Genomic DNA, 24,125 nt, shown 5'->3' on the forward strand with positions numbered 1-24,125 from the left:
ATAAGGTAGGCTGATGGGGTGAGCGAAGACGCGGTGGCCCGGTTCGTCGAGCGCCTCGCCCTGCTGATGGCCGAGGCGGGCATGGCGCGGATGCCCGCGCGCGTGTTCGGCCGCCTCCTGGTGACCGACTCCGGGCGGCTGACGGCACCGGAACTCGCCGCCGCCCTGCAGGTCAGCCCGGCGGCGATCTCCGGCGCGGTGCGCTACCTCGACCAGGTCGGACTGGTGACCAAGGGGCGGGTGCCGGGGGAGCGGCGCGACCACTACCAGGTCGGCGACGGGGCCTGGGTGGAGGCGATCGTCAACCGGGACAAGCTGCTGGTGACCTGGGCGTCGACGATGGCCGAAGGGGTCGGGGTGCTCGGCCCGGGGACCCCGGCGGGGGAGCGGATGGCGCAGTCGGCCCGGTTCTTCGACTTCCTGCAGCGGGAGATGGTGGACCTGATCGACCGGTGGCGGGCCGAGGAGGCCGCGCGGTCGTGATCAGCTCGCGGCCTGCTCGCCGCACGCGCGCGGTCCAGCGGGCTGACCGTGATCCACGACCTGCCGTCCGGTTCGGACCCGATGACCGCCTGGTGGCGGCTGTCGTCGGCGCGGTCGAACCAGCGGGTGGCGGCGCGTGCTGACGCCGACATGGCCGTCCGCCTCCTGGCGGAGCAGGACGGTGTGGCCGTCGCGCCGGGCGGCTTCACACTTCGGCGCGGGTGGCGCCTGCAGTGAGCTGCACCCCCGACCACGACTGTCGGCGAGGACACGTGCCCCGACTCCCCCGGGACGAGCGGACCGCCCAGACCCGCGCCGACCTGCTGACCGCCGCGGCCCGCGTGTTCGCCCGGCGTGGCTACGCGGGCGCCACCCCGGCCGAGGGCTGAGGGGGGTCAGCCGCCAGGACAGGTGCTGTCGCCGCCGCTGTGCTCCTGGCACACCCCGGGGCCTGCCGGGTCGAACGCTGGCCCCGGGGCGGACGGGCGGCTGCCGAGCCACACCAGCAGGACGACGACAAGGGAGGTTGTGAAGAACCCGGCGAACCCGCTGCGGCGCAACCGCACGGCCAGCACCAGGCCCGCCGCCGAACCGCCGACGCCCACCCAGAAGGCGGTGAGCAGCCACCCCCTGCCCTTCTCCCACTCCGTGGGTTCGCCGCCGAACAGGTGGATCGACTCGCCCACGCCCAGCAGTGCCAACCAGGGCACACCGATGAGGACGCCGGTGGTGAGCAACGCCAGCAGCAGGTGCGGCCACACCCGCTCGGTTTCCACTTCACCCATTCGACCAGTCTGACCGAGCGGTGCCCTCGCCAGGACCCGTTCCGGACAACGGAAGCGGCCGGTGTTCTCGAAGCTTCGAGAACACCGGCCGCTTCTGCGGGACCTCAGACGAGCGCGGGTTCCCTGGTCTCCTGGTCCAGCAGCGGCGGGGTGCTGGGGGCGTTCAGGACCTCGTCGTCCAGCAGGTCCTCCGAGCGGGCCACCAGGACCGGGACGGTGATCTGGCCCGCGACGTTGGTGGCGGTGCGGATCATGTCCAGGATCGGGTCGATGCCGAAGACGATCGCCACGCCGGTCGCCACGACCTCCGGGGGGAGGCCGATGGTGCTCAGGGTCAGCGTCAGCATGGTGAACCAGCCGGTCGTGCCCGCCGTGGCGAACGCGCCGAACACGGCCACGGCGACGATGCCCGCGTACTGCCAGAAGCTCAGCGAGACCCCGAACAGGTTGGCGATGAAGATGGTGCCGATCGCCGGGTAGAGGGCGGCGCACCCGTCCATCTTCGTGGTGGTGCCCAGCGGGACGGCGAAACCGGCGTAACCGGGTTCCACACCCAGGTTGACGGCCGTCTGCCTGCTCAGCGGCAGCGTCGCGCCGGAGGAGCGGGAGACGAAGGCGAACTGCAACGCGGTCCAGGCCTTGCCGAAGAACTTCACCGGGCTCACCCGGCCGACGGTGCGCAGCAGGATCGGGTAGACCACGAACAGGACCAGGAGCGCGGCCACGTACACCGCCGCGATGAGCGAGAGCAGCGGCTTGACGAACTGGTTGCCGTAGGTGGCGAAGGCGGTGCCGATCAGGCCCAGGACGCCGAGCGGGGCGAGGCGGATGATCCAGCCCAGCAGCTTCTGGATGATGTCGAACGCCGAGCGGTTGAACGCGACGAACGGGGCGGCCTTCTCGCCCAGGGTGTAGGTGGCGATGCCGACCAGGACGGCCACGAACACCACCTGCAGGATCTCGCCCTCGGTGAAGGCCGAGAAGATGTTGCTCGGCACCAGGCCGTTGAGCACGGTCAGCCAGTCACCCTGCGCGCGGTCGGCCAGCTTCTCCACGGTGGCCGCGCTCGGCTCGACGTCGACCCCCTTGCCCGCGCCGCTGACCAGGCCGACGGCGATGCCGATCAGCACCGCGATCAGCGAGGTGATGCCGAACCACAGCAGCGTCTTGCCGCCGAGCCGGGCGGCGGTGCGCGGGCCGCCGAGGCCGCGCAGGCTGTTGATGCCGACCACGATCGAGGTGAAGACCAGCGGGATGACGGTGAACTGCAACAGGCTGGTGAACACGTCACCGATGGTCTTCAGCGTGGTCGTCAGCCAGGCGGTGTCGGTCTGCTCGGCGACGAAGCCGAGGACCGCGCCGAGCACGAGGCCCGCGAGGACCGCCAGGCCGAAGTACAGGCTGCGCCGGGAGCCGGATCGCGGCTCCCGGGTCGCCGCCGTGGGCACGTCTGTGGACATGGGTGCTCCCAGGGGAGGGGTGACAGGGGTGAGGTGGGCTGGTCTGATTCAGCGCGGACAGGGCTCAGCGCGGACAGAGCGAGCTGGCCTGCCGCCGCAGATCGACGTGCAGGCGCTCGGTCAGCGCGGTCCCCGGGGAAGTCCTCATCACCGTGAGCCAACCAGTTGCCCGGTGAATTACTTCCGCCGAGCGGCCGAGACTGTTGTCACTCCCACCAAGTGGAACACCGCAGGTCGCCGAGTTCCGCGACTGGGCGCGGCGAACTCAGCGCACGAATCCGTCAGGCGGAAGTCGCCTGGGGTCCCCCGGCAGCGAGGGCACTCGTCACACCGGGTCGGCTCGCCACTCGAGGTCTTCCGGGAGGGCATCGTGACGCTGCAGGACTTCGGGATCGGCGTGGCGGGCGAACCACTCCACTCGACCATGTGATCCGCGTCGAACGCCGATCGCTGTGGCGTGGTTGCGGCCATCAGCGCCTGCTGTGGTCAACTCCTCTTCCAGGTGCACTTCCACGAGCGACAGGGCATCCATTTCCGAGGGGGTCGCGCCCGGAGTGCGGTTCATCGCATCCAGGTACTCCGTGAGCAGGTCGGTGGGCAGGCTCAACCGTGGTCGCAGGGCAAGCGCGCTGTCGCGGTATGCGGTGACAACGTAGTTGCCCGGTTTATGTCCTTCTTGGACAGTGAAGCCGCGAGCCCTGAGGTGGTCGACCAATACCACCCCAGGGCTGTTGCGCGAGTTTTCCACACCCTCAGACTAGCACTGGGCGGACGCCGGGTAAGCGGTGATGATGTCGCTGGTGTTCGCGCCCTTGAACACGGAGATCTGCTTGACGATCTGTGTGCGCACCACCTGGCCGTTGCTCGTGTTGATCAGGTAGATGAGCCGCGATCGACAATCCTTGCCGCCGCCCGCGTCTCCCCAGGCATCCGGGTCCTTGGCGATGGAATCCATCGAGAGGTCTGCGATGTCACGCCAGTTCTGGTTGGTGCCCGCCGCCATCCGTTCGAAATCGCCCAGGTGCCGCCACAGGATGTGCCGATAGCCCCAGCTGGGTGTGCTGCTGTGCAGTGGCCCCCCGCAGCGCAGGGTCCACAACCTTCGAGAGGTGCCGCTGAAGGTTCGCACCACCTTATTCTCTTCGGTGCTGTTGCCGCAGGCCCCCCACGGCGGAGCGGCCAGCGTTCCCGCTGGACCGGGCACGCCCGTCGGCTCGTTCGCCCAGACGAGATCGGACTCGGCGGTCGAGGTCGACGAGGCCAGGACGGGGACGAGCGGTGCGGCCACCGCCGGACTCGTCATCCCCAGAGTGGCGGCCGCTGTCGCCAATGCGGCGATCAGGGCGCGTTGTACTGAAAACATTGATCTCTCCCCAGGATCGGCCCCCTGGGTATTTCGGGGGTCTTCACCGATTCAATCACAAGAGTCGCTGTGTGCCAATCCTGTGTGCGGGTGAGGGATCTCGCTTGTCATCACCGGAATGCCATGTATCCAGCGGAGTCGTCACATTCTGTCGACAGCGTTTAGCATGTCGTCGGGAAAACCTCTTGGCGGGGCGAATCGAATAACGACATCATTGCTATCGCGGTTTTTTCTCATGTTGTCTTCGGGCGACATCGGTCAACAGCGCATTGCTTGTGACCGAAGCCCCTGTCGCCAGGGCGGCACGCGAAGTTCAGCGTGGTGAACAAGCGAGGTGAGATCGTCGCATTGCATTCCCTGTGCGTACGGACTGCGACCGAGTGCACCGCGTCGGGCGTCTGCACCCCGCTGCCCGCAGTGCCGGGCGCGATCACCTCCGAGGTGACGCCACAGCGACGCGGGCGTGGTCGTGAAGCGGGTCAGGTGCGCGCGAGTCCGTCTGGACCCGCGACGCTCACCGTGGCCCGGCACGACGCTGGTCTCGGTCGCGTTGATCGACGCGACCATCCCGCGCTGCCCCTGCACCACCGCCACCGACCCCCGTCCCGGGTGGTCGGACCCCTCCGGTAAGCTCTTCTGCGGAGGATTCGCATAGTGGCCTAGTGCGCACGATTGGAAATCGTGTTGGGTGTTAAAACCCTCGGGGGTTCAAATCCCCCATCCTCCGCCAGCGCGATCCGGACGCCGGTCACCCCCTCGGGGTGACCGGCGTCCCGGCTTTTCAGCTTGCCACGCGGGGGCGGGGTGGGGTGAGGTCGGCGAGGGTGGCGGCGGCCTGGCCCGCGCTCCAGCCCGAGGTGTCGCTGATGGTGGAGCGGCGGACGCGGATGCCGGGGAACATGGCGGCGAACTTGATGTCGACTGCCTGCTGGCGGCGGCCGAGGACGGGGACCAGGCGGGTGTCGCCGGAGGTGGCCTCGGTGGTGGCGGTGGTGAGGCGGGTGCGGATGCGGTGGGCGTAGCCGGTGAGGAAGGCGTGCCGGAAGGCGCGGGTGCGGGCCGGGGTGCGCTTCATCGCCTGGGTGGCCTGGACCTGCAACGAGGTGGACAGGACGGTGGAGATCTCCAGGTCGGTGTGGTGGCCGACCAGGGCGACGCAGCCGAGTTGGGCGTAGAACACGGCGCGGCAGCGGTTGGCGGTGGCCACCGCGTCGACCAGTTGGGCCTTGGGGCCCTGGTAGGGGCCGGTGAGCCAGATGCGGTGGGCGGAGGCGTCCTGGGGGCGGTCGTCGTGCTCCAGGACGGCCTGTTCGAAGGCGTGGCGGGCCATGAGTTCCTGGGCCTTGGTGGACAGGGCCTCCGCCTCGTCGGGGTACGGGGTGGACTCGGCCTTGGCCAGGAGGGCGCGGACGCGGGCCAGGACGCGGCGGTCGACGCCGTGCGCGCCCGGGGTGGTGGTCGTGGGGGTGCCGGGGGCGGGGATGAGGTGCGGGAGTTGCGGCAGGACCATCAGGGCGGCCAGCAGTTCCACGGCCAGGGCCAGGGAGTGCTCGGTGAACTCGGGGGCCGGGCGGTCGGCGACCCCGAGGTCGAGGAGCTGGGTGCGCCAGGTGGGGTGCAGCTCGCGGGTGGCGTAGCGCTCGCCCTCGTGCGCGATGGCGTCCAGGAGCAGGCCGCGGACGGGCTTGGGGGCGACCGCGGCGACGTCGGCGGGCAGCCAGCCGCGGCCCCACAGCAGCTCCAGGGAGTGGGCGAGGGCCATCATCGCGGCGGCGCCCGCGGTGGGCAGGCCGTGGGCTGCCACGTCGCGCACATACGTCGGGACCGGGCGGCGGTCGCCGCCTGCGAGGACGACGGCGGCCTCGGTCAGCCGGGCCGCCAGCACCGCCACCGAGCTCCGGGTCTCTCGATCATATGTTCGCATGGGGGACATGGTGCACCCTCGGTACGACAAAAGCCGTTCAACCCGGGGTTTTCCCTGGTGAACGGCTTGTCCGGGCGTGTCCCCGGTGGGGCCGCGGTGCGGCCCCACCGGTGCGGCGGCTACTCCGGGTCGTCCTCGGCGGCGTGGTCGGCCCGCCCCGGGTTCGGGTCCCGGTCGAGGTCGATCAGCGGGTGGCGCTCGGCGCCCTCCTTGGCCGCGTGCCTGCCGGTCGACTCCCCGGCGCCGTTCTCCGCGGTCGTGTCCTCGGTCGTCACGACATCCCCTTCTCGTCTCCCCTTTTGACAGGGAGCGACATTACCCCTGGTGGGACCGGGTCCACTCGGTGAGAGCGTCCGGTGTGGTCGGCAGCGCGGCCGAGAGCACCTCGGCGCCGCCCGGGGTCACCACCAGGTCGTCCTCGATGCGGACGCCGATGCCGCGCAGTTCCGGCGGGACGGTGAGGTCGTTGGGGTGGAAGTACAGCCCGGGTTCCACGGTGAGTGCCATCCCGACCTCCAACCTGCCCTCGTTGTACGCCGATTCCCTGGCGTTGGCGCAGTCGTGGACGTCGAGGCCCAGCAGGTGCCCGATGCCGCAGCAGATGTAGCGGCGGTGGTGCTGCCCGTCGGCCTCCAGCGACTTGTCGACGGAGGCCGGGAGCAGCCCCCAGTCGTGCAGGCCCTCGGCGAGGACGCGCATGGCCGCGGTGTGGAAGGCGCTGTAGTCGTTGCCGGGGCGCACCTCGGCGATGGCGGCCAGGTGGGCCTCGTGCACGAGGTCGTAGACCTGGCGCTGCGGGCGGCTGAACTCCCCGGAGACGGGGAAGGTGCGGGTGACGTCGGCGGTGTAGAGGGTGTTCACCTCCACCCCGGCGTCGAGCAGCAGGAGGCCGTCCTCGGGGACGGGGCCGTCGCAGCGGGTCCAGTGCAGGATCGGCGCGTGCGGCCCGGCGGCGACGATGGAGGTGTAGCCGGGGCCGTTGCCCTCGGTGCGCGCCCGGCGGTCGAAGGTCCCCTGGAGCCAGCGCTCGCCGCCGCGGCGGACGGCGGTGGGCAGTTCGCGGGCGACGTCGGCGAACCCGAGGACCGTGGCGTCGACGGCCTCGCGCAACTGGTTGATCTCCCAGTCGTCCTTGACGCGGCGCAGTTCGGAGAGGACGGTGCGCAGGTGGGCGCTGTGCTCGCCCACCTGCGCGTCGAGGAACGGGTCGACGCCCTTGGCGGCGAGGACGCCGGGCAGTTGCCCGCGCAGCGACCGCGGCAGCTCCTCCAGGGGGCGGCAGGCGATGCCCAGCGCCTCCGCCCAGTCGGCGAGGCGGGGGACGGCGCCGATCCACAGTTCACCGTCGCGGGAGCTGGCGAAGAAGTCGGCCTCGCCGGGGCCCGCGGGCTCGCGCAGGTGCAGCACGGCGTCGTGCCCGCCCTCGTGCGGGACCATGACCAGCACGGCGCCCTCGGCGTGGCAGCCGGTGAGCCAGGCGAAGTCGCTGTCGGGCCGGAAGGTGTAGTCGGAGTCGTTGGCCCGGACCGGCGCGTGGCCGGACGCGACGGCGATGCGCGCGCCGGGGAAGGCGGCGGAGAGCCTCGCCCGGTGGGCGGCGGCGGCCTCGGCCGCGCCGGGAACGGTGGTGACCCGGCGGTCGGCCTGCCCCCAGTCGTCGCGCACGAAGTCGCGGAAACCTTGCGCTTGCACCAGCTTCGACGGGTCGCGCCGAGCAGGGCGGTCGATCATCCTGGCACCCCTTCACTTCCGATGTGGTGCCAGCTTAGGTCCGCGGTGCCCCGCGCGGGGGCAGGACTCGGCTGCCGTGACCGGGGCGTCCCGGCGTCGCGGGGCTCACCCGTTCGGCCAGGGGATGCTGGTCGGGTGGAAGCGCACGACCTGGGGGTCGTGGTCGCTGGCCTGGTCGGCGAACTCGGCGTTGATGTGGACGACGTCGTAGTCCGGCTTGAGGATGAACGGGCTGGTGAGGATGTGGTCCAGCACCTGGGAGTTGCCCTCGAAGACGTAGCTGTACCGCTCGTTCACCGGGAGGGTGTTGATGAGCGTGCGCAGCGCCCTGCCGTCGGTGAGGCGGGCCAGCGCGGGGGAGAACTGGTAGTCGTTGAAGTCGCCCAGTGCCACCACGTTCGCCAGCGGGTCGACGGCCAGGATCTTTTTGGCGAAGTCGTTCACCAGGGCGGCCTGGGCGGTGCGCTGGGTTTCCGAGCTGCGCACGGGCGGCTGGTTGCGGCCGCTCAGCGGTTGGTCGCCGCCCTTGGAGTTGAAGTGGTTGGCGATGACGAACACCGGCCGGCCGCGGAAGGAGAACTCCCCGACCAGCGGCTTGCGGCTGGAGTTCCAGGCCGGGTCGGCGGGGGCGATGCGGCCGGGGGACACCGACAGCCTGGCCTGGAGCGGGAACCTGCCCTTCACGACCTCGACCGGTGTCGTGGCCGTGCCGCCCGGTCGGTCCACGAAGGACACCCGGGCCGGGTTGAACAGGAAAGCCACCCGGATGTTGCCACCCGGCTGGCCGCCGTCCGCGCCGTCGACCGGGTCGATGAGGCGCCACTGGTAGCGGGGTCCGCCCGCGGCGGCGATGGCGTCGGTGAACCGGGTGAGGGTCTGGTCGGCGGCGACCACGCCGTCGTCGGCGGGACCGGTGTTGTCCTGGATCTCCTCCAGCGACAGGACGTCCGGGGCGGCCAGGTTGGTGACCACGGCCGAGGCCAGGCGGTCGAACTTGGCCTGGGTGTCCACGGGGGACAGGTTCTCCACGTTGTAGGTGGCGATGGCGAGTTCGCCGGTTCGCTTGGCGCGGGTCACCTCGGGCTTGAGCCCGTTGGACTCCAGCTCACCCAGCTCGGTCGCCTGGATGACGTACCCGCCGAAGCTGCTGAAGTCGACCGGCCCCGCCGTGGTGCCGGACAGCACGTCACCGACATTGCCCTGCGGGAACGGGCGCTGGGCGAACGGGATCAGCGACTGCACCTGCACGCGACCGCTGTTGGGCTGGTCGTAGCCGGTGTAGACCGTGCCGCCGCGCGCTGAGCGGTTCTGGGTGGGCTTGGTGGTCACCCAGATCTCGTTGTAGTCGGAGGTCGGCGACACGAACCGCGCGTCGTCGACGCGGACGCGCATCCCCTCGCGGGATTCCCAGAAGTCCAGCGCGAACGCGGCCGGGTCGAGGGTCAGCGGCTCGATGCTGCCGCCCGGGCTCGGCGCGTACGCGGTGGGCACGGTGTCCGGTCCGAGGACCTCGGCGGTGGGCAGCGGGTTGCCGCTCGACGCGACGGTCCAGGTGGCTCCGGTCAGCTCGGTGGTGGACTGCTGCACCGAGGCGGTGGGCGAGGCGTCGGGGTAGTACTCGTCGACGGTGCCCGCCACCGACACCGCGTCGCCCACGGCCACCGCCGGGGTGGTGGAGCCGGTGAAGGCGAACAGGCCCTCGCTGGTGGCGGGGTCGGCGTCGGGGGCGGTGTCCTGAAACCAGAAGCCCCGCGCGGAGCCGAACGCGCGGACAGCGGTGACGACACCCGTGACGCCCGTGACCCTCTTGCCGTCGAACGGCGACAGGCGCGTGGTGCCCTGGACCTCGTGGATGCGCGCGACGACGGGCGGCGGTCCGCCGTCACCGGGGGTCTCGCCCTTGGAGTTGGTGGGCGACGGTGCGCCGGTGGGGAAGTCGGTGGCGTTGTCGTCGGTGTCGGTCAGCGCGGCGCGGGCGGCCGAGGTGGTGTTGGAGAGGTTCGCCGTGGGGGCGGTCTCGAACACCTTGGCGGCGCTGCCGTAGCCGACGAGGTCGCGGACCCGGGGGTCGGCGCCGCAGTCGGCGGGGGTCTTGCAGGTCAGCGCGGTGGTGCCGGTGACCAGGGCGACGATCCCGGCGGTGCCGGACAGCGGGATGGCGCCGGTGGCGTCCGGGGCGGGGAGTTCGACGGTGCCGCCCGCGCCCTTGGCCTCGGCGACCAGGTAGCGACCGCCCGCGGGCAGGGCGCCGGTCAGCGGGGTGACCTGCCAGGAACCGGTGGCACCGCTCGAGAGGTACTGCACGCTCCAGCCGTCGAGGGGGACGGCTGCCGCGCCCGCGTTGGCGAGTTCGACGAAGTCGCTGGTCAGGGTGGCGCCGGAGTTGCCGCCGCCGCCGTAGACCTCGGCGATCAGGGCGTCGGGGCTCGGCGCGGCGGTGGCGGTCGGGGCGGCCACGGTGGTGACCAGCCCGACCGACACCGCGGCCACACCGAGTCGCGCCAGCGGGCGGCGGGCGGTTGAACTCACGAGGGGTCCTTCCTCCGGGAACGTGCCCGCATCCTCGCCCGGATGAGTGAAAGGGGAAAGACCAACGTGGGAAGGACTGAGTAATTCTGCTACCGGAGGTGATGTTCGGACCCCGATCGGGCGTGTGCGATACCGGCGAAAGGCGCAACACACCCTCGGGTTCGGCGGGGGTCACCCGACCGGGCTCACTCTTCGCCGGAGAACCGCTCCCACGCCGACTGCCGCGTCATCCCCAGCGCCGCCCCGACCTGAGCCCAGGTCGCCCCGGCCGACCGCGCCTTGCGCACCCAGACGCCGAGGTTCTCCTCCACCTGCGCGCCCGCCGCGGCCACCGGGCCCAGGGTGGCGAGCACCTGCTCGAGCGGCATCTCCACCTCCCACGGCAGGACGGCCTCGTGCGTGGCGGGCGCGCCCGCGATGATCTCCGCCGCCAGGGCCACGCAGCCGTCGCAGATGAAGATGCCCGGCCCGGCGACGACCTTGTCCACCTCGTCGTGCGACCGACGGCAGAACGAGCAGCGAACGGGCATCGACAGCTCCTGGGCCACACTCATGGAACCCCTCCTCGTGTCAGGCTCGACCTTACAAGCGTCAGGATCTGCCTGACAAGGGAACGAGGGGCGGAAACGGCGGAAGCCGGGTCTCCGTGGAGACCCGGCTTCCGGTGCTGCTGGCGGTGGCGGTGGGATTTGAACCCACGGACGGGGTGAACCGTCACGCGCTTTCGAGGCGCGCTCCTTCGGCCGCTCGGACACGCCACCGCGGAGGACAATACACAGCCGCCCCCGAACGCCACGAACCCGCCCCCTGTCGGGTGGGGGCGGGTTCGTGGGTGGGGCAGCACCGGGGATGCTCCGGTCGGGAACGCTCACGCGCGAGGGCTGCGCTCACCCCGGGGGGTGATTGCGTTCCCGGCCGGGATCAACCCGGGTCAGGACCGGCTCAACCCCTGCCGCTGAGCCTGTCCTGGGCGTCGTGGACGGCGCCTGCTGCCTTGTCCCGCAGGTCGTGACCGGACTCCTTGACCTGACCGGTGACCTGGTCCTTCTTGCCGGAGTTCTCCAGATCCCTGTTGTCGGTGGCCTGCCCGAGCTTCTCCTTGACCTCGCCGACGACCTGCTCGGCCTTGTCCTTGGCCTTGTCGAAAATGCTCATGGCTTCCTCCTCTTCCCGCGAGGGCTTCGTGCCCCTCGCACCAGGGGGGTTGCCGGGATTCGGCCCGCTTTCACATTATTGTGACCGGCGTCACTTGTTTCGGCGGTCGGCGAAGAACTCCGCCAGGAGCGCCGCGCACTCGCGTTCCAGCAGGCCACCGACCACTTCCGGGCGGTGGGTGAGGCGCCGGTCGCGGACCACGTCCCACAGCGAACCGACCGCACCGGTCTTCGGTTCCCAGGCGCCGAACACGACCCGGGACACCCGCGCGAGCACCGCGGCGCCCGCGCACATCGTGCACGGCTCCAGGGTCACCGCCAGGGTGCAGCCGGTCAGCCGCCAGCCGTCGCCCCAGGCCGCCGCGGCGGCGCGCAGGGCCAGCACCTCCGCGTGGGCGGTCGGGTCGCCGAGGGCCTCGCGGGCGTTGCGGGCGGCGGCCAGCGCGGTGCCGTCGGGGGCGAAGACCACCGCACCGATCGGGACGTCGCCGGACGCGCGAGCACCCCGCGCCGCCGCGAGAGCGGCGCGGACCAGGTCCTCGTCGCCGGTCACTACTTCAGGACGGCGTCGAGGACCTTGCTGAACTCGGCGTCGAAGCCGATCCGCTGGGCGATCATGCTGAGCTGCTCGTCCGGGTACAGGTCGATCTCGTCGACGATCACCTGCAGCTCCGGGGCGGGCAGGCCCAGGTCGGCCAGGATGTCCAGCGACCCCTCCGGCCAGACCTCGTCCTCGTCCTCCGGCGGGTCGACCCGCAGCGCCTCCAGCGCGTCCGCGGCGATGTCGTAGTCCAGCGCGGCGGCCGCGTCCGACAGCAGCAGCGACACCCCGCCCGGACCCGGCCGCAGCAGCAGGAAGAACTCGTCGTCGATCGCCAGCAGCCCGAACACGGCCCCGGTCGACCTGATCTTGCGCAGCTCGCCCACCGCCGCGTCCAGCTCGCCGAGCGCGGACGAATCCATCGGATCGCACCGCCATTTGCCGTCCTCCCGGACGACCGCAACACCGAAGCCCGGTACCGGCTCCTGATCCGACATGTGCACACCGTATTCGGCTCGGTGGTCACCCGGAAGAAGCAGTCCCTCCAAGAGCGGGTCGGTGCCACTATCGACAGCATGACGGATACCCGGTTCGCCGGTCTGCTGGAAGCCGCGCACGCCCTGCAACCCAGGACGGTGGCGCTGCGCCGGGCCCTGCACCGCCACCCCGAGCAGGGCCTGGCCGTGCCCGCCACCCAGGCCGCCGTGCTGAGCGCCCTCGACGGCCTCGACCTGCGGGTCCACACCGGTTCGGCGCTCGGTTCGGTGGTCGCGGTGCTCGACGGCGACGAGCCGGGACCGGCCGTGCTGCTGCGCGGCGACATGGACGCGCTGCCGCTGCGGGAGGAGACCGGGCTGCCGTTCAGCTCCACCGTGCCGGGCTCGATGCACGCCTGCGGGCACGACACGCACGTGGCGATGCTCGCATCGGCGGCCCGGCTGCTGCACGAGCGGCGGTCGCGGCTGCGCGGGTCGGTGGTGTTCATGTTCCAGCCGGGCGAGGAGGGCCACCACGGCGCCCGCCACATGCTCGAGGAGGGGCTGCTGGACGTGGCGCCGGTGGAGCGGGCGTTCGCCATCCACATCACCTCGAAGGAGAGCAGCGGCGTCCTGCGGTGCAGGCGCGGGCCGATCATGGCCGCCGCGGATGCGTTCCGGGTGGTGGTCACCGGTCGGGGCGGCCACGCCTCCGCGCCCGCCGACGCCCTGGACCCGGTGCCCGCCGCGGCGGCCATGGTCGGCGCGTTGCAGACCGTGCTGACCCGGCGGATCAGCGTCTTCGAGCCGACGGTCGTGACGATCGCCCGGATCACCGCGGGCACGACGAACAACATCATCCCGGAGACCGCGGAGCTGGAGGGCACGCTGCGCACCCTGTCGGAGTCGGCGCGGAGCACGATGCTGGCGGAGATCCCGAAGGTCTGCGCGCACGTCGCCGAGGCCCACGGCTGCACCGCGGAGGTCTTCGTCGACCGGGGCTACCCGGTCACCGTCAACGACGACGCCGTGGCCGACCGGGTCACCGCGTTGGGGGCGCAGGTCCTGGGACCCCGGAACTCCACCGTCATGCCGAACGCGCTGATGGGCGCTGAAGACTTCTCCTACGTCCTGCGCAAGGTCCCCGGCGCGATGGCGTTCCTCGGCGCCTGCCCGCCGGGGCAGGACCCGGCCGAGGCGCCGCCGAACCACTCGAACCGGGTCCAGTTCGACGAGGCGGCGCTGCCGAACGGGGTCAGCGCCTACGCCGCGTTCGCGCTGGACGCGCTGCGCTGATCGGGTGTGCCGGGCCGATCGTCCACTCGCACCAGTAGGTTTGCGCCATGCGTTCGGTGTGTGTGATCGGGTTGGGGCTCATCGGCGGATCGGTGCTGCGCGCGGTGTCGGCGGCGGGCCGGGAGGCGTGGGGCGCCACCGGCTCCGCGCTCGACGCCGAGGCGGCCAGGGCCGAGGGCCACGCGGTGGAGCTGTCGGTGGAGGAAGCGCTGCGCCGGGCCGCGGCGGCGGACGCGCTGGTGGTGCTGGCGGTGCCGCTGCCCGCCCTGGACGGGGTGCTGCGCAAGGTCGGGGAACTCGCGCCCCGGTGCCTGCTGACCGACGTCGTCAGCGTGAAGGCGCCGGTCGCGGACGCGGTGGCCAGGTACGCGCCGTCCGCCCGGTTCGTCGGCGGGCACCCGATGGCGGGCCGGTCGGTGTCGGGGTGGTCCGCCGGGTCGGCGCGGCTGTTCCAGGACGCCGCCTGGGTCGTCGTGGCCGACGAGGACACCGACCCGGCGGTGTGGCGGGAGGTCGCCGAGCTGGCGCTGGACTGCGGGTCCCACGTCGTGCCCACCACGACCTCCGAGCACGACGCGGCGGTCGCCCGGATCTCGCACCTGCCGCACGTGCTCGCCGCCGTGCTGGCCTCCTGCGGGGCCGACGGCGGGCCGCTGGCGCTGGCGCTGGCGGCCGGGTCGTTCGGGGACGGGACGCGGGTCGCCGCCACCCGGCCGGAGCTGGTGCTGGCGATGTGCGAGGGGAACCGGCCCGCGTTGCTGGCGGCGGTGGACGACGCGCTGGGCAAGCTGGGGGCGGCGCGCGGGGCGCTGGCGTCGACCGGCGCGCTGCGGGCCACGGTGACCGCCGGGCACGCGGGGCGGGCGGCGCTGGAGGCGCAGCGGGCCGCGGGCCGGGTGCACCTGGTGGTGGACCTGGCCGGGGAGGACGCGTTGGAGGAGCTGCGCGGCCTGGGCACCCAGGGCGGGCGGATCACCGGGTTCGAGGGCACCGCGGCCAAGGCGGAGCTGCCGGTCCTGGCGGAGTAGTGCCCGTGTCCGCGCAGCCATTGTGACCGAGGACTCACCCGCCGTAGGTTGAGGCGATGGAGCCGGACGACCCACCCGAGCGGGTGGCCGTGCGCCTGCCGCGGCTGGGTCGGCGGCTGGCGGTGATCGCCGCCGGGCTGGTGGTGGTCGGCGGCGCGGTCGTGGTGCTGCGGGCGCCCCCGGAGCCCGGCGGTGCCGCGCCGAAGCCGCTCCCCGCCCCGCAGACGGTGGTGAAGGAGTTCGCCGGGGAAGGCGTCGTGGTGCCCGCGGTGGGGGTGCGGCCCGCGGCGCCCGCGGACGTGGCCGTGTCGGCGGACGCCGGGCGGGTGGCGCTGCGGTGGGCGCCGGTGGCCGGTGCGGCCGGGTACGACGTGCGGTGGGGGCAGGGTGGCGGCGGCACGGTCGACAGCAGTGCCCTGATCGCCCAGCCCGCGGTGCAGTTGAACGCGTTGACCGACGACACCCCCTACGACGTCCAGATCCGCTCGGTGGACTCCCACGGTCAGCGCTCCGAGCCCAAAGCCCTTGTCGTCCGGTCCGAGAAGCCCGTCGCGGAACCCGACTGGTCCTATGTGGATGGATTCGACTCGCGCGTCGTGCCCGACCCGGTCGGGTGGCGGCTGTCGAGCACCACCGACTGCGGGCGGGCCACCCGGGGCGAGGGAACCGATGGCAGGCGGCTGGTCGTCAGCGCCCAGTGCGGGACGGAACCCCTTGCGCTGCGGGCGAAAGCGCCGTTCCGGTTGCGGGAAGGCGCTGAGCCGGGACGGTTCGTCGTGGACACCGACCAGCCGGGGCAGGACGGCGAACTGCTGATCGACCTCGTGCCCGGCCCCGCCGACCTGGTCGACGGCTCGCCGAACGGGACCCCGCCGCCCGCGGAACCGGGGAGGGCGCAGGACGACGGGTCGCTGCCACCGGGGACCGTGCGGGTGCGGGTGGTTGGGAAGCCCACCGGCGGCAGCGTGCAGGTGCTGGTCGCCCCCGGAACACCCCGGACGGGGGTTGTGGTGCCGACATCTCCGTTGGGAACACCGGAGATCGGGCTGACTTCGCGCTGGGAGGTCGTGTTCGGCGCGGACGCGGTCCGCGTGCTCCGCGACGGCGTGGTGGTGGGCGGTGGGGACGTCGTGCCCGCGTGGCGGGAGGCGACGGCGCTGCTCGGGTTCGTCGGCGGCGGCAACGGACTCCACGCGGGGGTGGACCTGGTGGGGTTCGTGGGCGCACCGACGGGGCCACCGGTGCTGGTGGTGCCCCCGGTCGTCGACGGCGGCCGGGTGGTGGTGGCACCGGAAACCGCCGCGACCACCACGAACACCGGCAAGCCGGTCAAGGGGAACCGGGGCGGGCAGATCCGGCTGACGCTGGTGCCGCAGGACTCCGGGGCGGACGTGTACCAGGTCGAGGTGGCCGGGCAGCGGTACCCGGCCCGCCCCGCCGTCGACGGGCAACCCCAGGCCAGGGGCGTGCGCTACCCGATCGTCGCGGACGTGCCGCCGGAAGCGTTGACGGTGGACTCGAGCGGCAGGCTGTCGGTGCGGGCGGTCGGGCCGGTGCGGCGCGGGGTGGCCGCCACGCGGGTGATCAGCGCCGGCGTCGACCTGATCGCTGAGCCGGGGGCGGTGTCACCTGCGGCCGGTAGCGGTACCGATGCCCCCTTGCCCCGGACCCGGCCCGCGCTGCCGCGAGCCACCACGCGGTTCCTGGACTCGGCGGGGAACCCGTTGGCCGAAGGCGCGGGGTTGCCCCGGGGGCGGCTCGTGCTGGAGATCGGGACGGACGGGCAGGCGAGCCAGCGGGCGGGTGGGCGGTTGGCGGGGGTCGCCGGGGTCGAGGTGCGGCTGGACGGGGAGCGGATCGCGGCGATCCCGACGGTCGTGGACGGGCCGGGGGCCGGTGGGACGTGGCGGCTGGCGCTGCCGACGAGCGGGCTCGCCACGGGGAAGCACACCGTCGAGGTGAAGGTGGTGGGTGTTTCCGCGGACGCCGCGTTCGCCGTCACCTACGCGCCGTTCGAGCTGGCGGCCTAGGCTGCCGCGCAGGTCAGACGCGGCGGGCCACGCCGGGGTGGTCCACGACGATGCCCTCCGGGTCGACCGCGATGTCCGTGCCGGAATCACCCCTGGCGACGTTGACGACCGCGCCCCGATCGGTGATCTCCACCGTGCGGTAGGTCTGGGTGACCAGGGAGACGGCCAGGTCGGGCATGGAGACGCAGACGACCGGGATCTCGAACTCGCCCGCCGCGCGGTGCACGCCCAGCCTGCGGATCGGCAGCGAGGTGAAGGTGACCGCGCCCGCGACGTCCACGGTGACCGCGCCCTGGAACTCGTCGCGCTCGGACTCCGTGCCGTGGTCGACCAACCAGACGCCGTCCTCGGTGCGGCTCAGGGAGATCTGCCGCTCCTGCGCCGCCGTGGTCGTGCGCAGCAGGAGGCGGCCCGCGGCCTCGCCCTTGTCGATCGAGGCCTCGAAGGAGGCGCTGAACGCCTCCCGGCCGGACTCGGGGTCGGCGGCGGCGATGAGGCGACCGGAGGCGCGCAGGCGGGTGTCGCCGACCAGCAGCCGGACCGACTCCAGCGTGGTCGGCGGGCCACCCTGCCAGGTGATCACCGCCGGTTTGCGCGCGGGCGGGCGGACCCCACCGTCGGGTGGGGTCCGGTCCACCGCGTCGCGCGTCGTCACGCCTGGTCGCCGTGGGTCTGCGGCTTGTCCGGGATGAGGTCCTGGAGCTTGTCCACGACCTGGTCGACCTGCTGCTCGTGGCCGAACTTGCCCTTGACGAACTCGCCCGCCTTCTCGACGCCGTCCTCGATCTTGTCCCCGTGCTGTTCGAGCAGGCCCTCGGCCTTGTTCTTGAGCTCGTTGAAGTCGATGCCCACTGGATGTGCCTCCGCACTGGTCTCACGGCCGGACCCTGACGAAGGGTAACGGACCGACTGTGTTCTTCCCACTCCCGAACGGCACCCAATCTACCTACCGCGCGGAACCGCGCGAGCGGGCCCGGCGACGGCGACCGGTCAGGGTGAACAACCGCCGCGGACCGCGTTCGACCAGCTCAGGACCGCGCAGCGTGCCCTGCACGGCCACCAGTTCGGCCACCACGCGCTCCAGCCGCCCGGTGTCGGGCAACGGGTCGCGGCGCGGCGACCGACCACCCCGGACCGCGGCCGCCGCCTCGCGCACGGCGGCGGCCAGGCACGCGATGTCGGCCGCCGGGACCGGGGAGGCGCCGCGCTCGATGGCCACCGCCAACCCGGTCACCGCGTCGGCCAGCCGCTCCAGGCCGATGATCACCGGCCACCACGCCGCGGCCGCCCGACCGGCCGCCGACGGCTCCACGATCGACTGCTGGAAGGCCGTGCGCAGGTCCGACAGCGCCCGGTACACGCTCCGGCGCAGGGTCGAGCGCTCCCGCCGCGACAGCGCCTCCTCGACGTACTCGGCCACCACGTCCAGGGTCGCGGCCAGGTCCTCGCCGACCCGGGGCCGCCTGCTGCCGGGCCAGAGCAGGTAGCCGAAGACGAGGACGATCGCGCAGCCGAGCACGGTGTCGAGCAGCCGGGCGCCGACCAGGCCCCAGTTGCCCGCGTTGGCCAGGTCGAGCTGCACGATCACCAGCGGCGTCACGAACGTGCTGAACATCCCGTAGTTGCGCACCTGCCCGATCGGCAGCGCCGCCGCGACGGCCACCACCAGCAGCACCAGCCCCCAGCCGGGCGGGTCCAGGGCCAGCACGCCCGCGCCGAGCAGCACCCCGACCGCGGTGCCGACGCCGCGCAGCACCGCCCGGCCGAACACCGACCCGAAGTCCGGTTTGAGCACGATCGCCACCGTCAGCACCACCCAGAACGAGTGCTCCAGCGGCAGCAGCCGACCGGCCAGCACCGCCAGGCCCACGCACAGCATCAGGCGCAGCACCAGCAGCCAGGTCACCCGACCGGTGATCACCCGGTCGAGCCAGCCGCGCAGGCGCTCGCCCGGGGTCAGCCGCTCCTCGGCCGGGCGGGCGTCGTGCGCGGTGTCGCCCCGGCGGAACTCCACGACCGCGAGCAGGCCGGTGTGCAGCAGCTCGAACTCCCGCGAGTCCCCCGGCGGCTCGGGCGGCTCGGCGAGGGGTTCCCGCCTGCGGATGTTGTCGGCCGACTCGTGCAGGTAGGAGATGAACTCCTGGGGAACCTTCCTCTTCGCGTTGACCAGCGCCACCGACGCCTCGATGGCCGGGGTGGTCTCGGTGAGCAGGACGAACAGGCGGCGGTAGGCGCGGTCCCGGCCCGCCAGGTGCGAGCGGGCGTCCAGCAGCGCGTCGTAGGCGCTGTTGAGCGACTGGGTCAGCGTCCGACGTGCCGGGCGGGCCGCAGCCGTGCCGGAGGCGGCCAGCACCGCCGCGAGGTCGTCGTAGACCTGGGCCACCGCCCGCCGCTCCACCGCCGCCCCGCGCACCGGCCACGCCGCCAGCGCCAGCACCAGGGCGTACGCCACGCCGACCGCGAAGCAGGCAGCCGCCAGCCGGGGGTCAGCCGCCTGCCCGGTGCCCAGGGTGGTGAACACCAGCAACTGCAACCCGATCAGGGACGCGGTGCTGCCGGTGGCGCTGATCAGCGCGGACACCCCGGCGACGACCACCAGCACCACCGGGACCAGCACCGGGTGCCCGCCGGTGAGCGAGCCGGTGGTGTACCCGACCAGGCCCGCGACCCCGGCGCCGACCGTGCGCTGCGCCCGGTACCGGTACGGGCCGTCCGCGTCGGCGAAGGTCACGCACAGCGCGCCGATGGAGACCAGCACGCCCAGGTCGATGCAGCCGAGCAGCATCCCCAGGCCGATCGGCCCGGCCAGCGCCGGCGCCGCCCGGATCGACCGCTTCCACGGCAGCGGCACCGGCTTCTGGCTCAGTAGCTGCCGCAGCCAGTGCGGGGCCTGGAGGTCGGGGGTGCTCACCGGCCCGACGGTAATACGCGAGGAGCCCCCGACCGGATCGACCGGTCGGGGGCTCCACGGAGGAGTCGCGCGGTTACGCGGCCTTGCGGCGGCGCTGGTGGATCAGCGCACCGGCGCCCGCACCGACCAGGCCCAGGCCGATCAGGGCCGGGACGAGGATCGAGGCACCGGTGTCGGCCAGGTCGGCGCCCGGGCTGCCCTGCGGGACCGGGGTGGCCGAGGGGGCGCCCGCCGCCACGGTGGTCGTCACCGGGGTGGTCGAGACCGGGGGAACGCCCCAGGTGGCCTTGGCGGTCGCGGTCAGCGGCTTGGTCTCCGAGGAGGCCACGATCAGCGACTGGACCGGGTTCTTGTCGTAGCCCTCGCCGACGAACAGGCGGCCGGTCTCCACGGCGGGGGAGTCGGCGGTCAGCTCGAAGGAGCCGGAACCGGGGGTCGCGCCCGCCGGGACCTTGAAGAACAGCTCGGTGTCGTTGCCGACGACGGCCTTGTCGGCGACCTTGCCCTCGGCGGTGGTCAGCTCGACGCCCTCGGGCAGGTCGGCCTTGAAGCCGGTGACGGTGCCGTTGGTGGTGACCTTGAACGGGCCGACCTGACCGCCGATGGAACCCTCCTGGGTGTCCGGGCTGATCTTCAGGTCGCCGATGACCTGCTCGGCGATGCCGGTGTTCTTGTCGCCGACGAGGTAGTCGTAGAGCGCCAGGACGTCCTTCGCGCTGCCCGGGTCGTACTCGTCGTCGTTGACGTCGATCGGCTGGTCGCGGTCGAGGTCCACGCCGTCGGAGAAGTGCCAGATGGCGGTCTGGGTGGCGGAGACGGCCTCGTTCTGGGCCAGGCCGTCGTTGAAGTTCAGCGGGAGCTTGCCCAGCGACTCCAGCGAGGTGCCGGGGAAGCCGTGGTGCAGGACCCAGTTGATCTTGTCGCGGTTCTTGTGGAACGGCGAGTCGGCGACCGGGTACTTGTCCCAGCCGCTCTCGACCATGTCGACGTCCTTCGAGGCGTCGACGGTGATCTCGACGCAGTAGACGCGCAGCGTCGAGCCGTCGGCCAGTTCGAAGTCGCGCAGCAGGGGGATGCCCTGGGCGTCCTTGTTGTTCTTCAGGTTCACGATCAGGCCCGGGGCGTTGCCGTCCTGCAACCTGCCGCGCGCCGTGTCGGCGGCTGCGGGGAGTGCGGCGACGGACGCCGTGACAGCGGCGACGGCCATGACGGCCCCCGCACGCGCGAGGGTGAAGCGCTTGCCCATGAGTCTCCTTCTAGCGAACCCGATGTCCATTCCCGCCGCGGCACGTCCCCCGAGCAGGCCGCCACTGATCGACACCAAGATCCACTCACTCGAAAGGGAATGGGGTCGCCGCTCAGCGTGGACGGACTCTACTGAGTGGGGTTTGTCAGGTCGAGGTTGGGTTCACTTTCCCCTGATGAAAGTAAAAGATCGTTATCTTTCCACCGCTGCGTGACCACGCGGAAAACCGCGAGAACGGCCGGTCGGGCGGCGGTCGGGCGGCTATGGTCGGCCCGGTGACGCAGTGGCGGGAAGACGGGCAGCCGCGCGGGTGGGAGCACCCCGGGGGGCACCCGGGCCACGCGCCGGTTCCACCGGGCGTGGGTGGGTTCGGCGGTCCACCACCCCCGTCGCGGCCATCCCGGTCACCCGCTGTGCTGGGCGTCATCTCGATCGTGGTCATTGTCGCGGCTGTGGTGACGATCATCCTGGTGAACCGGTCATCGGACCCGGTCGCCGGACCGCAGACCAGCAGCGCACCGCCCGCCACCACGACCGGGAACCCGGCGCCGAGCAGCAGCCGATCCGCGCCCACCACCCGCGCCGAGCCGACCACGACCGCACCCGGCGACGGCGGGACCACTGTGGACAATGCGGCCGCCCGGCTCGCCTACCGGGTGCCCGCCGGTTGGCGAGCCGACGAATCGAGCACGGTGGAGGTGCTGGGCGTCGAGTTCTCCGGCAGCGCCACGACAGGCCCCTACAACTGCGGGGGCGCCGATTACTCGCGTGCGTTCGCGGTGAGCGCGGCGGTGCAGAACTCGAACAAGCAGACCGTCGACCCGGCCAAGGCGGCGAACTCGTTCGTCACCGCATTCGCCGAGGAGTTCTACCCGCAAGGGACGGTGGTGGGCGCGCCCGCTGTCGAAACAGGACAACTGGGCGGGAAGAAGTCGGTGACGCTCACGGCGGACGTCGGCACCAAGCCGACCAAACCCGACTGCGAGGCGAGCGGCGCCGCCATCTCCGTCCTTGCCGTCGACCTGGACAACGCCACCGCCGACCACCCGAGCGGCGTGGCGCTGCTGGTGGTCGTGCGCGACCGCGCGGGCGGCCCGACCGACCCGGCGCCGGTGCCGGACCCGGTCGCGGCGGGCATCCTCGCCAGCGCGGAGGTCGACTAGCGCTGCGCGTCCACCACGCGCAACAGCCCTGTGGACAACTCGATCCACACATCCCGACTCTGCCCTAACCTCAACGGACCGATCACGGACCTGGGGGTTGCGACATGACCACACCCGCTCTCGCCGACGAGCTGCTCGAACTCCAGTTCAACGCCGAACCGCTCGGCGCCACCCTGCTGGGCCTGCCCGGCCACGACCACGAGCTGGCCGACCCGAGCGAGGCGGCCGCCGCCGAGCTGCGCGCCGCCGCCCTGGCCATCGCCGAGCGGGCCGACGCCCTGGTCGAGGTGGGCGACGACCCGATCACCGCCAAGGTGGTCGCCCAGCAGGCGCGGGCGGTGGTGGACCGGGTGGACGCGCGGGTGGTCGAGTACACGATCACCGACCTGTTCGTCGGCCCGGCGTCGGCGCTGCTGACGTACCTGCCGATGCTGCCGCTGCCGGACACCGCCCGGGTCGAGGGGTTCCTGGCCCGGCTGCGGGCGGTGCCCGGGCACCTCGCCGCGGTCGCCGAGCGGCACCGCGCCGGGGTGGCGGCCGGTCGGGTGCCGGTGCGCAGGCTCGTCGACGCGGCTGTCGCGCACCTGGACCGCTGCCTGGCCGTCGAGGTCGAGTCCGACCCGCTGCTGGCCCAGCCGATCGAGGACGCCGGGCTCGCGGCCGAGCGGGTGCGGCTGGTGGCCGAGGTGGTCCGACCCGCCCTGGCGGCCTACCGGCGGGTGCTGGTCGACGAGATCGCCGAGCACGGCCGCCCGGACGAGCGGCCGGGGCTGTGCGCCCTGCCGGGCGGCGCGGAGCTGTACGCGGCCCTGTCACGGGTGCACACCACGACCTCGCTCACACCGGACGAGCTGCACCGGACCGGGTTGGACGTCATCGCCGGGCTCCGCGCCGAGTACGCCGAGCTGGGCTCGCGCGTCTTCGGCACCACCGACCAGGCCGAGGTCTTCCGGCGGCTCGGCGAGGACCCCGACCTGCGCTGGCGCGACGGCGAGGAGATGCTCGCCGCCGCCAGGGCCGCGGTGGCCAGGGCCGAGGAAGCCGCGCCGCACTGGTTCGGCAGGCTCCCCGGGCAGCGCTGCCAGGTGCGGGCGGTGCCCGAGGCGGAGGCCCCCGGCGCCCCCTTCGCCTACTACCTGCAGCCGTCCCTCGACGGGCTGCGGCCGGGCGTCTACTTCGCCAACACCGACCGCCCCACCGAGCGGCAGCGGTTCACCGCCGAGGTCACCGCCTTCCACGAGGCCGTGCCGGGGCACCACTTCCAGCAGACGATCGCCATCGAGCTGTCCGAGCTGCCGCTGCTGCGCCGCCTGGCCGACGTCAACGCCTACATCGAGGGCTGGGGCCTCTACACCGAGCGCCTCGCCGAGGAGATGGGCCTCTACTCCGACGACGTCGCCCGCCTCGGGATGGTCGCCATGGACTCCATGCGCGCGGGCCGCCTCGTCGTCGACACCGGGCTGCACGCCAAGGGGTGGAGCCGCGCCCAGGCCATCGCCTACCTGCGCGAGAACACCCCGCTGTCGACCGTCGAGGTCGAGAACGAGGTCGACCGCTACATCGCCTACCCGGGACAGGCCCTGTCCTACATGGTCGGCCGCCTGGAGATCCAGCGCGTCCGCGCCGCGGCCGAGGCCCGCCTGGGCGACCGCTTCGACATCCGCGCCTTCCACGACCTCGTCCTGGGCAGCGGCCAGCTACCGCTGACGGTGCTGGACGAGGTGGTCTCCGCCTGGGCGGGCTGACCCCGCGCGGCACCCCGCCCGCCTCGGGGTCTGGGGGCGCGTAAGCCCACGCAGGGGAGGGTTGGGGTGGTGGGTGGGGGAGGACCGACGCAGGGTGGGAGGGGGCAGGCACAGCGCGGTGGCCGGCGCAGGATGCGCACGGCTGGCGGGCTGGCGGGCTGGCGGGCTGGCGGGCTGGCGGGCTGGCGGGCTGGCGGGCTGGCGGGCTGGGGGGCTGGCGGGGTGGGGGGGGGCGGCGGGCTCAGGTGGAACGGGGCGGG

The 24,125-nt window shown here is 72.7% G+C and carries 24 protein-coding genes and 2 tRNA genes; 8 read left to right on the top strand and 18 right to left on the bottom strand.

What is annotated here, in order from left to right:
• Positions 1 to 18 precede the first annotated feature (18 nt).
• Together DFQ13_RS19430 and DFQ13_RS19435 are read left to right on the top strand one after the other, a co-directional pair.
• A complete protein-coding gene (locus tag DFQ13_RS19430) occupies positions 19 to 483 on the top strand; it encodes a GbsR/MarR family transcriptional regulator (protein ID WP_035282054.1) in 465 nt (154 codons plus the stop codon).
• A gap of 48 nt (positions 484 to 531) precedes the next feature.
• Positions 532 to 720: a hypothetical protein gene (locus DFQ13_RS19435; protein ID WP_110080799.1), complete on the top strand. Its 189-nt coding sequence runs from the start codon at positions 532 to 534 to the stop codon at positions 718 to 720.
• Positions 721 to 878: 158 nt separating this feature from the next.
• On the opposite strand, the gene DFQ13_RS19440 is transcribed toward DFQ13_RS19435, so the two are convergent.
• From DFQ13_RS19440 to DFQ13_RS19460, 5 genes are all read right to left on the bottom strand, one after another.
• Positions 879 to 1,268: a hypothetical protein gene (locus tag DFQ13_RS19440; protein WP_146241280.1), complete on the bottom strand. Its 390-nt coding sequence runs from the start codon at positions 1,266 to 1,268 to the stop codon at positions 879 to 881.
• Between the two features lie 104 nt (positions 1,269 to 1,372).
• A complete protein-coding gene (locus DFQ13_RS19445; RefSeq protein WP_110080801.1) occupies positions 1,373 to 2,728 on the bottom strand; it encodes a dicarboxylate/amino acid:cation symporter in 1,356 nt (451 codons plus the stop codon).
• A 64-nt stretch (positions 2,729 to 2,792) separates the two neighbouring features.
• The gene (locus DFQ13_RS35985) at positions 2,793 to 2,876 is read right to left on the bottom strand and encodes a putative leader peptide (RefSeq protein ID WP_110080834.1); all 84 of its coding nucleotides are present in this window, start codon (positions 2,874 to 2,876) and stop codon (positions 2,793 to 2,795) included.
• A gap of 177 nt (positions 2,877 to 3,053) precedes the next feature.
• Positions 3,054 to 3,476: a hypothetical protein gene (locus tag DFQ13_RS19455; protein ID WP_146241281.1), complete on the bottom strand. Its 423-nt coding sequence runs from the start codon at positions 3,474 to 3,476 to the stop codon at positions 3,054 to 3,056.
• Between the two features lie 9 nt (positions 3,477 to 3,485).
• Entirely contained in the window at positions 3,486 to 4,091 is a 606-nt protein-coding gene (locus DFQ13_RS19460; protein ID WP_035282060.1) for a hypothetical protein, read from the bottom strand.
• Between the two features lie 640 nt (positions 4,092 to 4,731).
• Here DFQ13_RS19460 and DFQ13_RS19465 point away from each other — a divergent pair.
• Positions 4,732 to 4,821: transfer RNA gene (locus DFQ13_RS19465), tRNA-Ser, on the top strand.
• A gap of 51 nt (positions 4,822 to 4,872) precedes the next feature.
• On the opposite strand, the gene DFQ13_RS35110 is transcribed toward DFQ13_RS19465, so the two are convergent.
• From DFQ13_RS35110 to DFQ13_RS19505, 9 genes are all read right to left on the bottom strand, one after another.
• Positions 4,873 to 6,015, bottom strand: a complete 1,143-nt coding sequence (locus DFQ13_RS35110; RefSeq protein WP_181400048.1) for a DUF2786 domain-containing protein — start codon at positions 6,013 to 6,015, stop codon at positions 4,873 to 4,875.
• A 119-nt stretch (positions 6,016 to 6,134) separates the two neighbouring features.
• Positions 6,135 to 6,290: a hypothetical protein gene (locus DFQ13_RS33955; protein ID WP_181400059.1), complete on the bottom strand. Its 156-nt coding sequence runs from the start codon at positions 6,288 to 6,290 to the stop codon at positions 6,135 to 6,137.
• A 40-nt stretch (positions 6,291 to 6,330) separates the two neighbouring features.
• Positions 6,331 to 7,746, bottom strand: coding sequence for an aminopeptidase P family protein (locus DFQ13_RS19475; protein ID WP_052021111.1), 1,416 nt, complete (start codon positions 7,744 to 7,746; stop codon positions 6,331 to 6,333).
• Positions 7,747 to 7,851: 105 nt separating this feature from the next.
• A complete protein-coding gene (locus DFQ13_RS19480; protein WP_233438484.1) occupies positions 7,852 to 10,275 on the bottom strand; it encodes an endonuclease/exonuclease/phosphatase family protein in 2,424 nt (807 codons plus the stop codon).
• A 185-nt stretch (positions 10,276 to 10,460) separates the two neighbouring features.
• A complete protein-coding gene (locus tag DFQ13_RS19485) occupies positions 10,461 to 10,829 on the bottom strand; it encodes a ClpX C4-type zinc finger protein (RefSeq protein WP_233438485.1) in 369 nt (122 codons plus the stop codon).
• Between the two features lie 117 nt (positions 10,830 to 10,946).
• Positions 10,947 to 11,036: transfer RNA gene (locus DFQ13_RS19490), tRNA-Ser, on the bottom strand.
• Between the two features lie 181 nt (positions 11,037 to 11,217).
• Positions 11,218 to 11,430, bottom strand: a complete 213-nt coding sequence (locus tag DFQ13_RS19495) for a CsbD family protein (RefSeq protein ID WP_035282062.1) — start codon at positions 11,428 to 11,430, stop codon at positions 11,218 to 11,220.
• 90 nt (positions 11,431 to 11,520) lie between these two features.
• Positions 11,521 to 11,982, bottom strand: coding sequence for a nucleoside deaminase (locus DFQ13_RS19500; protein WP_110080804.1), 462 nt, complete (start codon positions 11,980 to 11,982; stop codon positions 11,521 to 11,523).
• A complete protein-coding gene (locus tag DFQ13_RS19505) occupies positions 11,982 to 12,467 on the bottom strand; it encodes a tRNA adenosine deaminase-associated protein (RefSeq protein ID WP_110080805.1) in 486 nt (161 codons plus the stop codon). Before DFQ13_RS19505 ends, DFQ13_RS19500 begins: the two co-directional genes overlap by 1 nt.
• Positions 12,468 to 12,545: 78 nt before the next feature.
• On the opposite strand from DFQ13_RS19505, the gene DFQ13_RS19510 reads away from it, so the two are divergent.
• Genes DFQ13_RS19510 through DFQ13_RS19520 form a run of 3 tightly spaced genes read left to right on the top strand, consistent with a single transcriptional unit; the run spans position 12,546 to position 16,800 of the window.
• The gene (locus DFQ13_RS19510) at positions 12,546 to 13,742 is read left to right on the top strand and encodes a M20 metallopeptidase family protein (protein ID WP_110080837.1); all 1,197 of its coding nucleotides are present in this window, start codon (positions 12,546 to 12,548) and stop codon (positions 13,740 to 13,742) included.
• Positions 13,743 to 13,789: 47 nt separating this feature from the next.
• Complete coding sequence (locus tag DFQ13_RS19515; protein ID WP_110080806.1) at positions 13,790 to 14,770, top strand: prephenate dehydrogenase; 981 nt, start codon at positions 13,790 to 13,792, stop codon at positions 14,768 to 14,770.
• 56 nt (positions 14,771 to 14,826) lie between these two features.
• A complete protein-coding gene (locus DFQ13_RS19520; protein ID WP_110080807.1) occupies positions 14,827 to 16,800 on the top strand; it encodes a hypothetical protein in 1,974 nt (657 codons plus the stop codon).
• A gap of 13 nt (positions 16,801 to 16,813) precedes the next feature.
• Here the strand turns inward: DFQ13_RS19520 and DFQ13_RS19525 are convergent, their stop codons facing one another.
• The 4 genes from DFQ13_RS19525 to DFQ13_RS19540 all read right to left on the bottom strand — a co-directional run bounded on the left by DFQ13_RS19525 (position 16,814) and on the right by DFQ13_RS19540 (position 20,957).
• A complete protein-coding gene (locus DFQ13_RS19525) occupies positions 16,814 to 17,455 on the bottom strand; it encodes a putative glycolipid-binding domain-containing protein (protein WP_110080808.1) in 642 nt (213 codons plus the stop codon).
• A complete protein-coding gene (locus DFQ13_RS19530) occupies positions 17,452 to 17,652 on the bottom strand; it encodes an antitoxin (RefSeq protein ID WP_035282073.1) in 201 nt (66 codons plus the stop codon). The genes DFQ13_RS19525 and DFQ13_RS19530 overlap by 4 nt, the downstream gene beginning before the upstream one ends.
• Before the next feature lie 94 nt (positions 17,653 to 17,746).
• Positions 17,747 to 19,711 (bottom strand): FUSC family protein, encoded by a 1,965-nt coding sequence (locus DFQ13_RS19535; RefSeq protein WP_110080809.1) that lies wholly within the window; start codon positions 19,709 to 19,711, stop codon positions 17,747 to 17,749.
• Between the two features lie 73 nt (positions 19,712 to 19,784).
• Positions 19,785 to 20,957 (bottom strand): thioester domain-containing protein, encoded by a 1,173-nt coding sequence (locus tag DFQ13_RS19540; RefSeq protein WP_181400049.1) that lies wholly within the window; start codon positions 20,955 to 20,957, stop codon positions 19,785 to 19,787.
• Between the two features lie 452 nt (positions 20,958 to 21,409).
• Between DFQ13_RS19540 and DFQ13_RS19545 the strand changes: the two genes are divergently transcribed.
• Both DFQ13_RS19545 and DFQ13_RS19550 read left to right on the top strand, forming a co-directional pair.
• Complete coding sequence (locus DFQ13_RS19545) at positions 21,410 to 22,120, top strand: hypothetical protein (RefSeq protein ID WP_181400050.1); 711 nt, start codon at positions 21,410 to 21,412, stop codon at positions 22,118 to 22,120.
• A gap of 104 nt (positions 22,121 to 22,224) precedes the next feature.
• Complete coding sequence (locus tag DFQ13_RS19550; RefSeq protein ID WP_110080812.1) at positions 22,225 to 23,865, top strand: DUF885 domain-containing protein; 1,641 nt, start codon at positions 22,225 to 22,227, stop codon at positions 23,863 to 23,865.
• Positions 23,866 to 24,125: the final 260 nt, after the last annotated feature.

This window comes from Actinokineospora spheciospongiae, from assembly GCF_003182415.1.
Taxonomy (GTDB): domain Bacteria; phylum Actinomycetota; class Actinomycetes; order Mycobacteriales; family Pseudonocardiaceae; genus Actinokineospora; species Actinokineospora spheciospongiae.

Excerpts from the sequence above, each read along its gene's own strand:
- DFQ13_RS19440 (WP_146241280.1), bottom strand. The coding sequence starts at position 1,268 with ATGGGTGAAGTGGAAACCGAGCGGGTGTGGCCGCACCTGCTGCTGGCG.
- DFQ13_RS19445 (WP_110080801.1), bottom strand. The coding sequence starts at position 2,728 with ATGTCCACAGACGTGCCCACGGCGGCGACCCGGGAGCCGCGATCCGGC.
- DFQ13_RS35985 (WP_110080834.1), bottom strand. The coding sequence starts at position 2,876 with ATGAGGACTTCCCCGGGGACCGCGCTGACCGAGCGCCTGCACGTCGAT.
- DFQ13_RS19460 (WP_035282060.1), bottom strand. The coding sequence starts at position 4,091 with ATGTTTTCAGTACAACGCGCCCTGATCGCCGCATTGGCGACAGCGGCC.
- DFQ13_RS35110 (WP_181400048.1), bottom strand. The coding sequence starts at position 6,015 with ATGCGAACATATGATCGAGAGACCCGGAGCTCGGTGGCGGTGCTGGCG.
- DFQ13_RS19475 (WP_052021111.1), bottom strand. The coding sequence starts at position 7,746 with ATGATCGACCGCCCTGCTCGGCGCGACCCGTCGAAGCTGGTGCAAGCG.
- DFQ13_RS19485 (WP_233438485.1), bottom strand. The coding sequence starts at position 10,829 with ATGAGTGTGGCCCAGGAGCTGTCGATGCCCGTTCGCTGCTCGTTCTGC.
- DFQ13_RS19495 (WP_035282062.1), bottom strand. The coding sequence starts at position 11,430 with ATGAGCATTTTCGACAAGGCCAAGGACAAGGCCGAGCAGGTCGTCGGC.
- DFQ13_RS19505 (WP_110080805.1), bottom strand. The coding sequence starts at position 12,467 with ATGTCGGATCAGGAGCCGGTACCGGGCTTCGGTGTTGCGGTCGTCCGG.
- DFQ13_RS19510 (WP_110080837.1), top strand. The coding sequence starts at position 12,546 with ATGACGGATACCCGGTTCGCCGGTCTGCTGGAAGCCGCGCACGCCCTG.
- DFQ13_RS19515 (WP_110080806.1), top strand. The coding sequence starts at position 13,790 with ATGCGTTCGGTGTGTGTGATCGGGTTGGGGCTCATCGGCGGATCGGTG.
- DFQ13_RS19520 (WP_110080807.1), top strand. The coding sequence starts at position 14,827 with ATGGAGCCGGACGACCCACCCGAGCGGGTGGCCGTGCGCCTGCCGCGG.
- DFQ13_RS19540 (WP_181400049.1), bottom strand. The coding sequence starts at position 20,957 with ATGGGCAAGCGCTTCACCCTCGCGCGTGCGGGGGCCGTCATGGCCGTC.
- DFQ13_RS19550 (WP_110080812.1), top strand. The coding sequence starts at position 22,225 with ATGACCACACCCGCTCTCGCCGACGAGCTGCTCGAACTCCAGTTCAAC.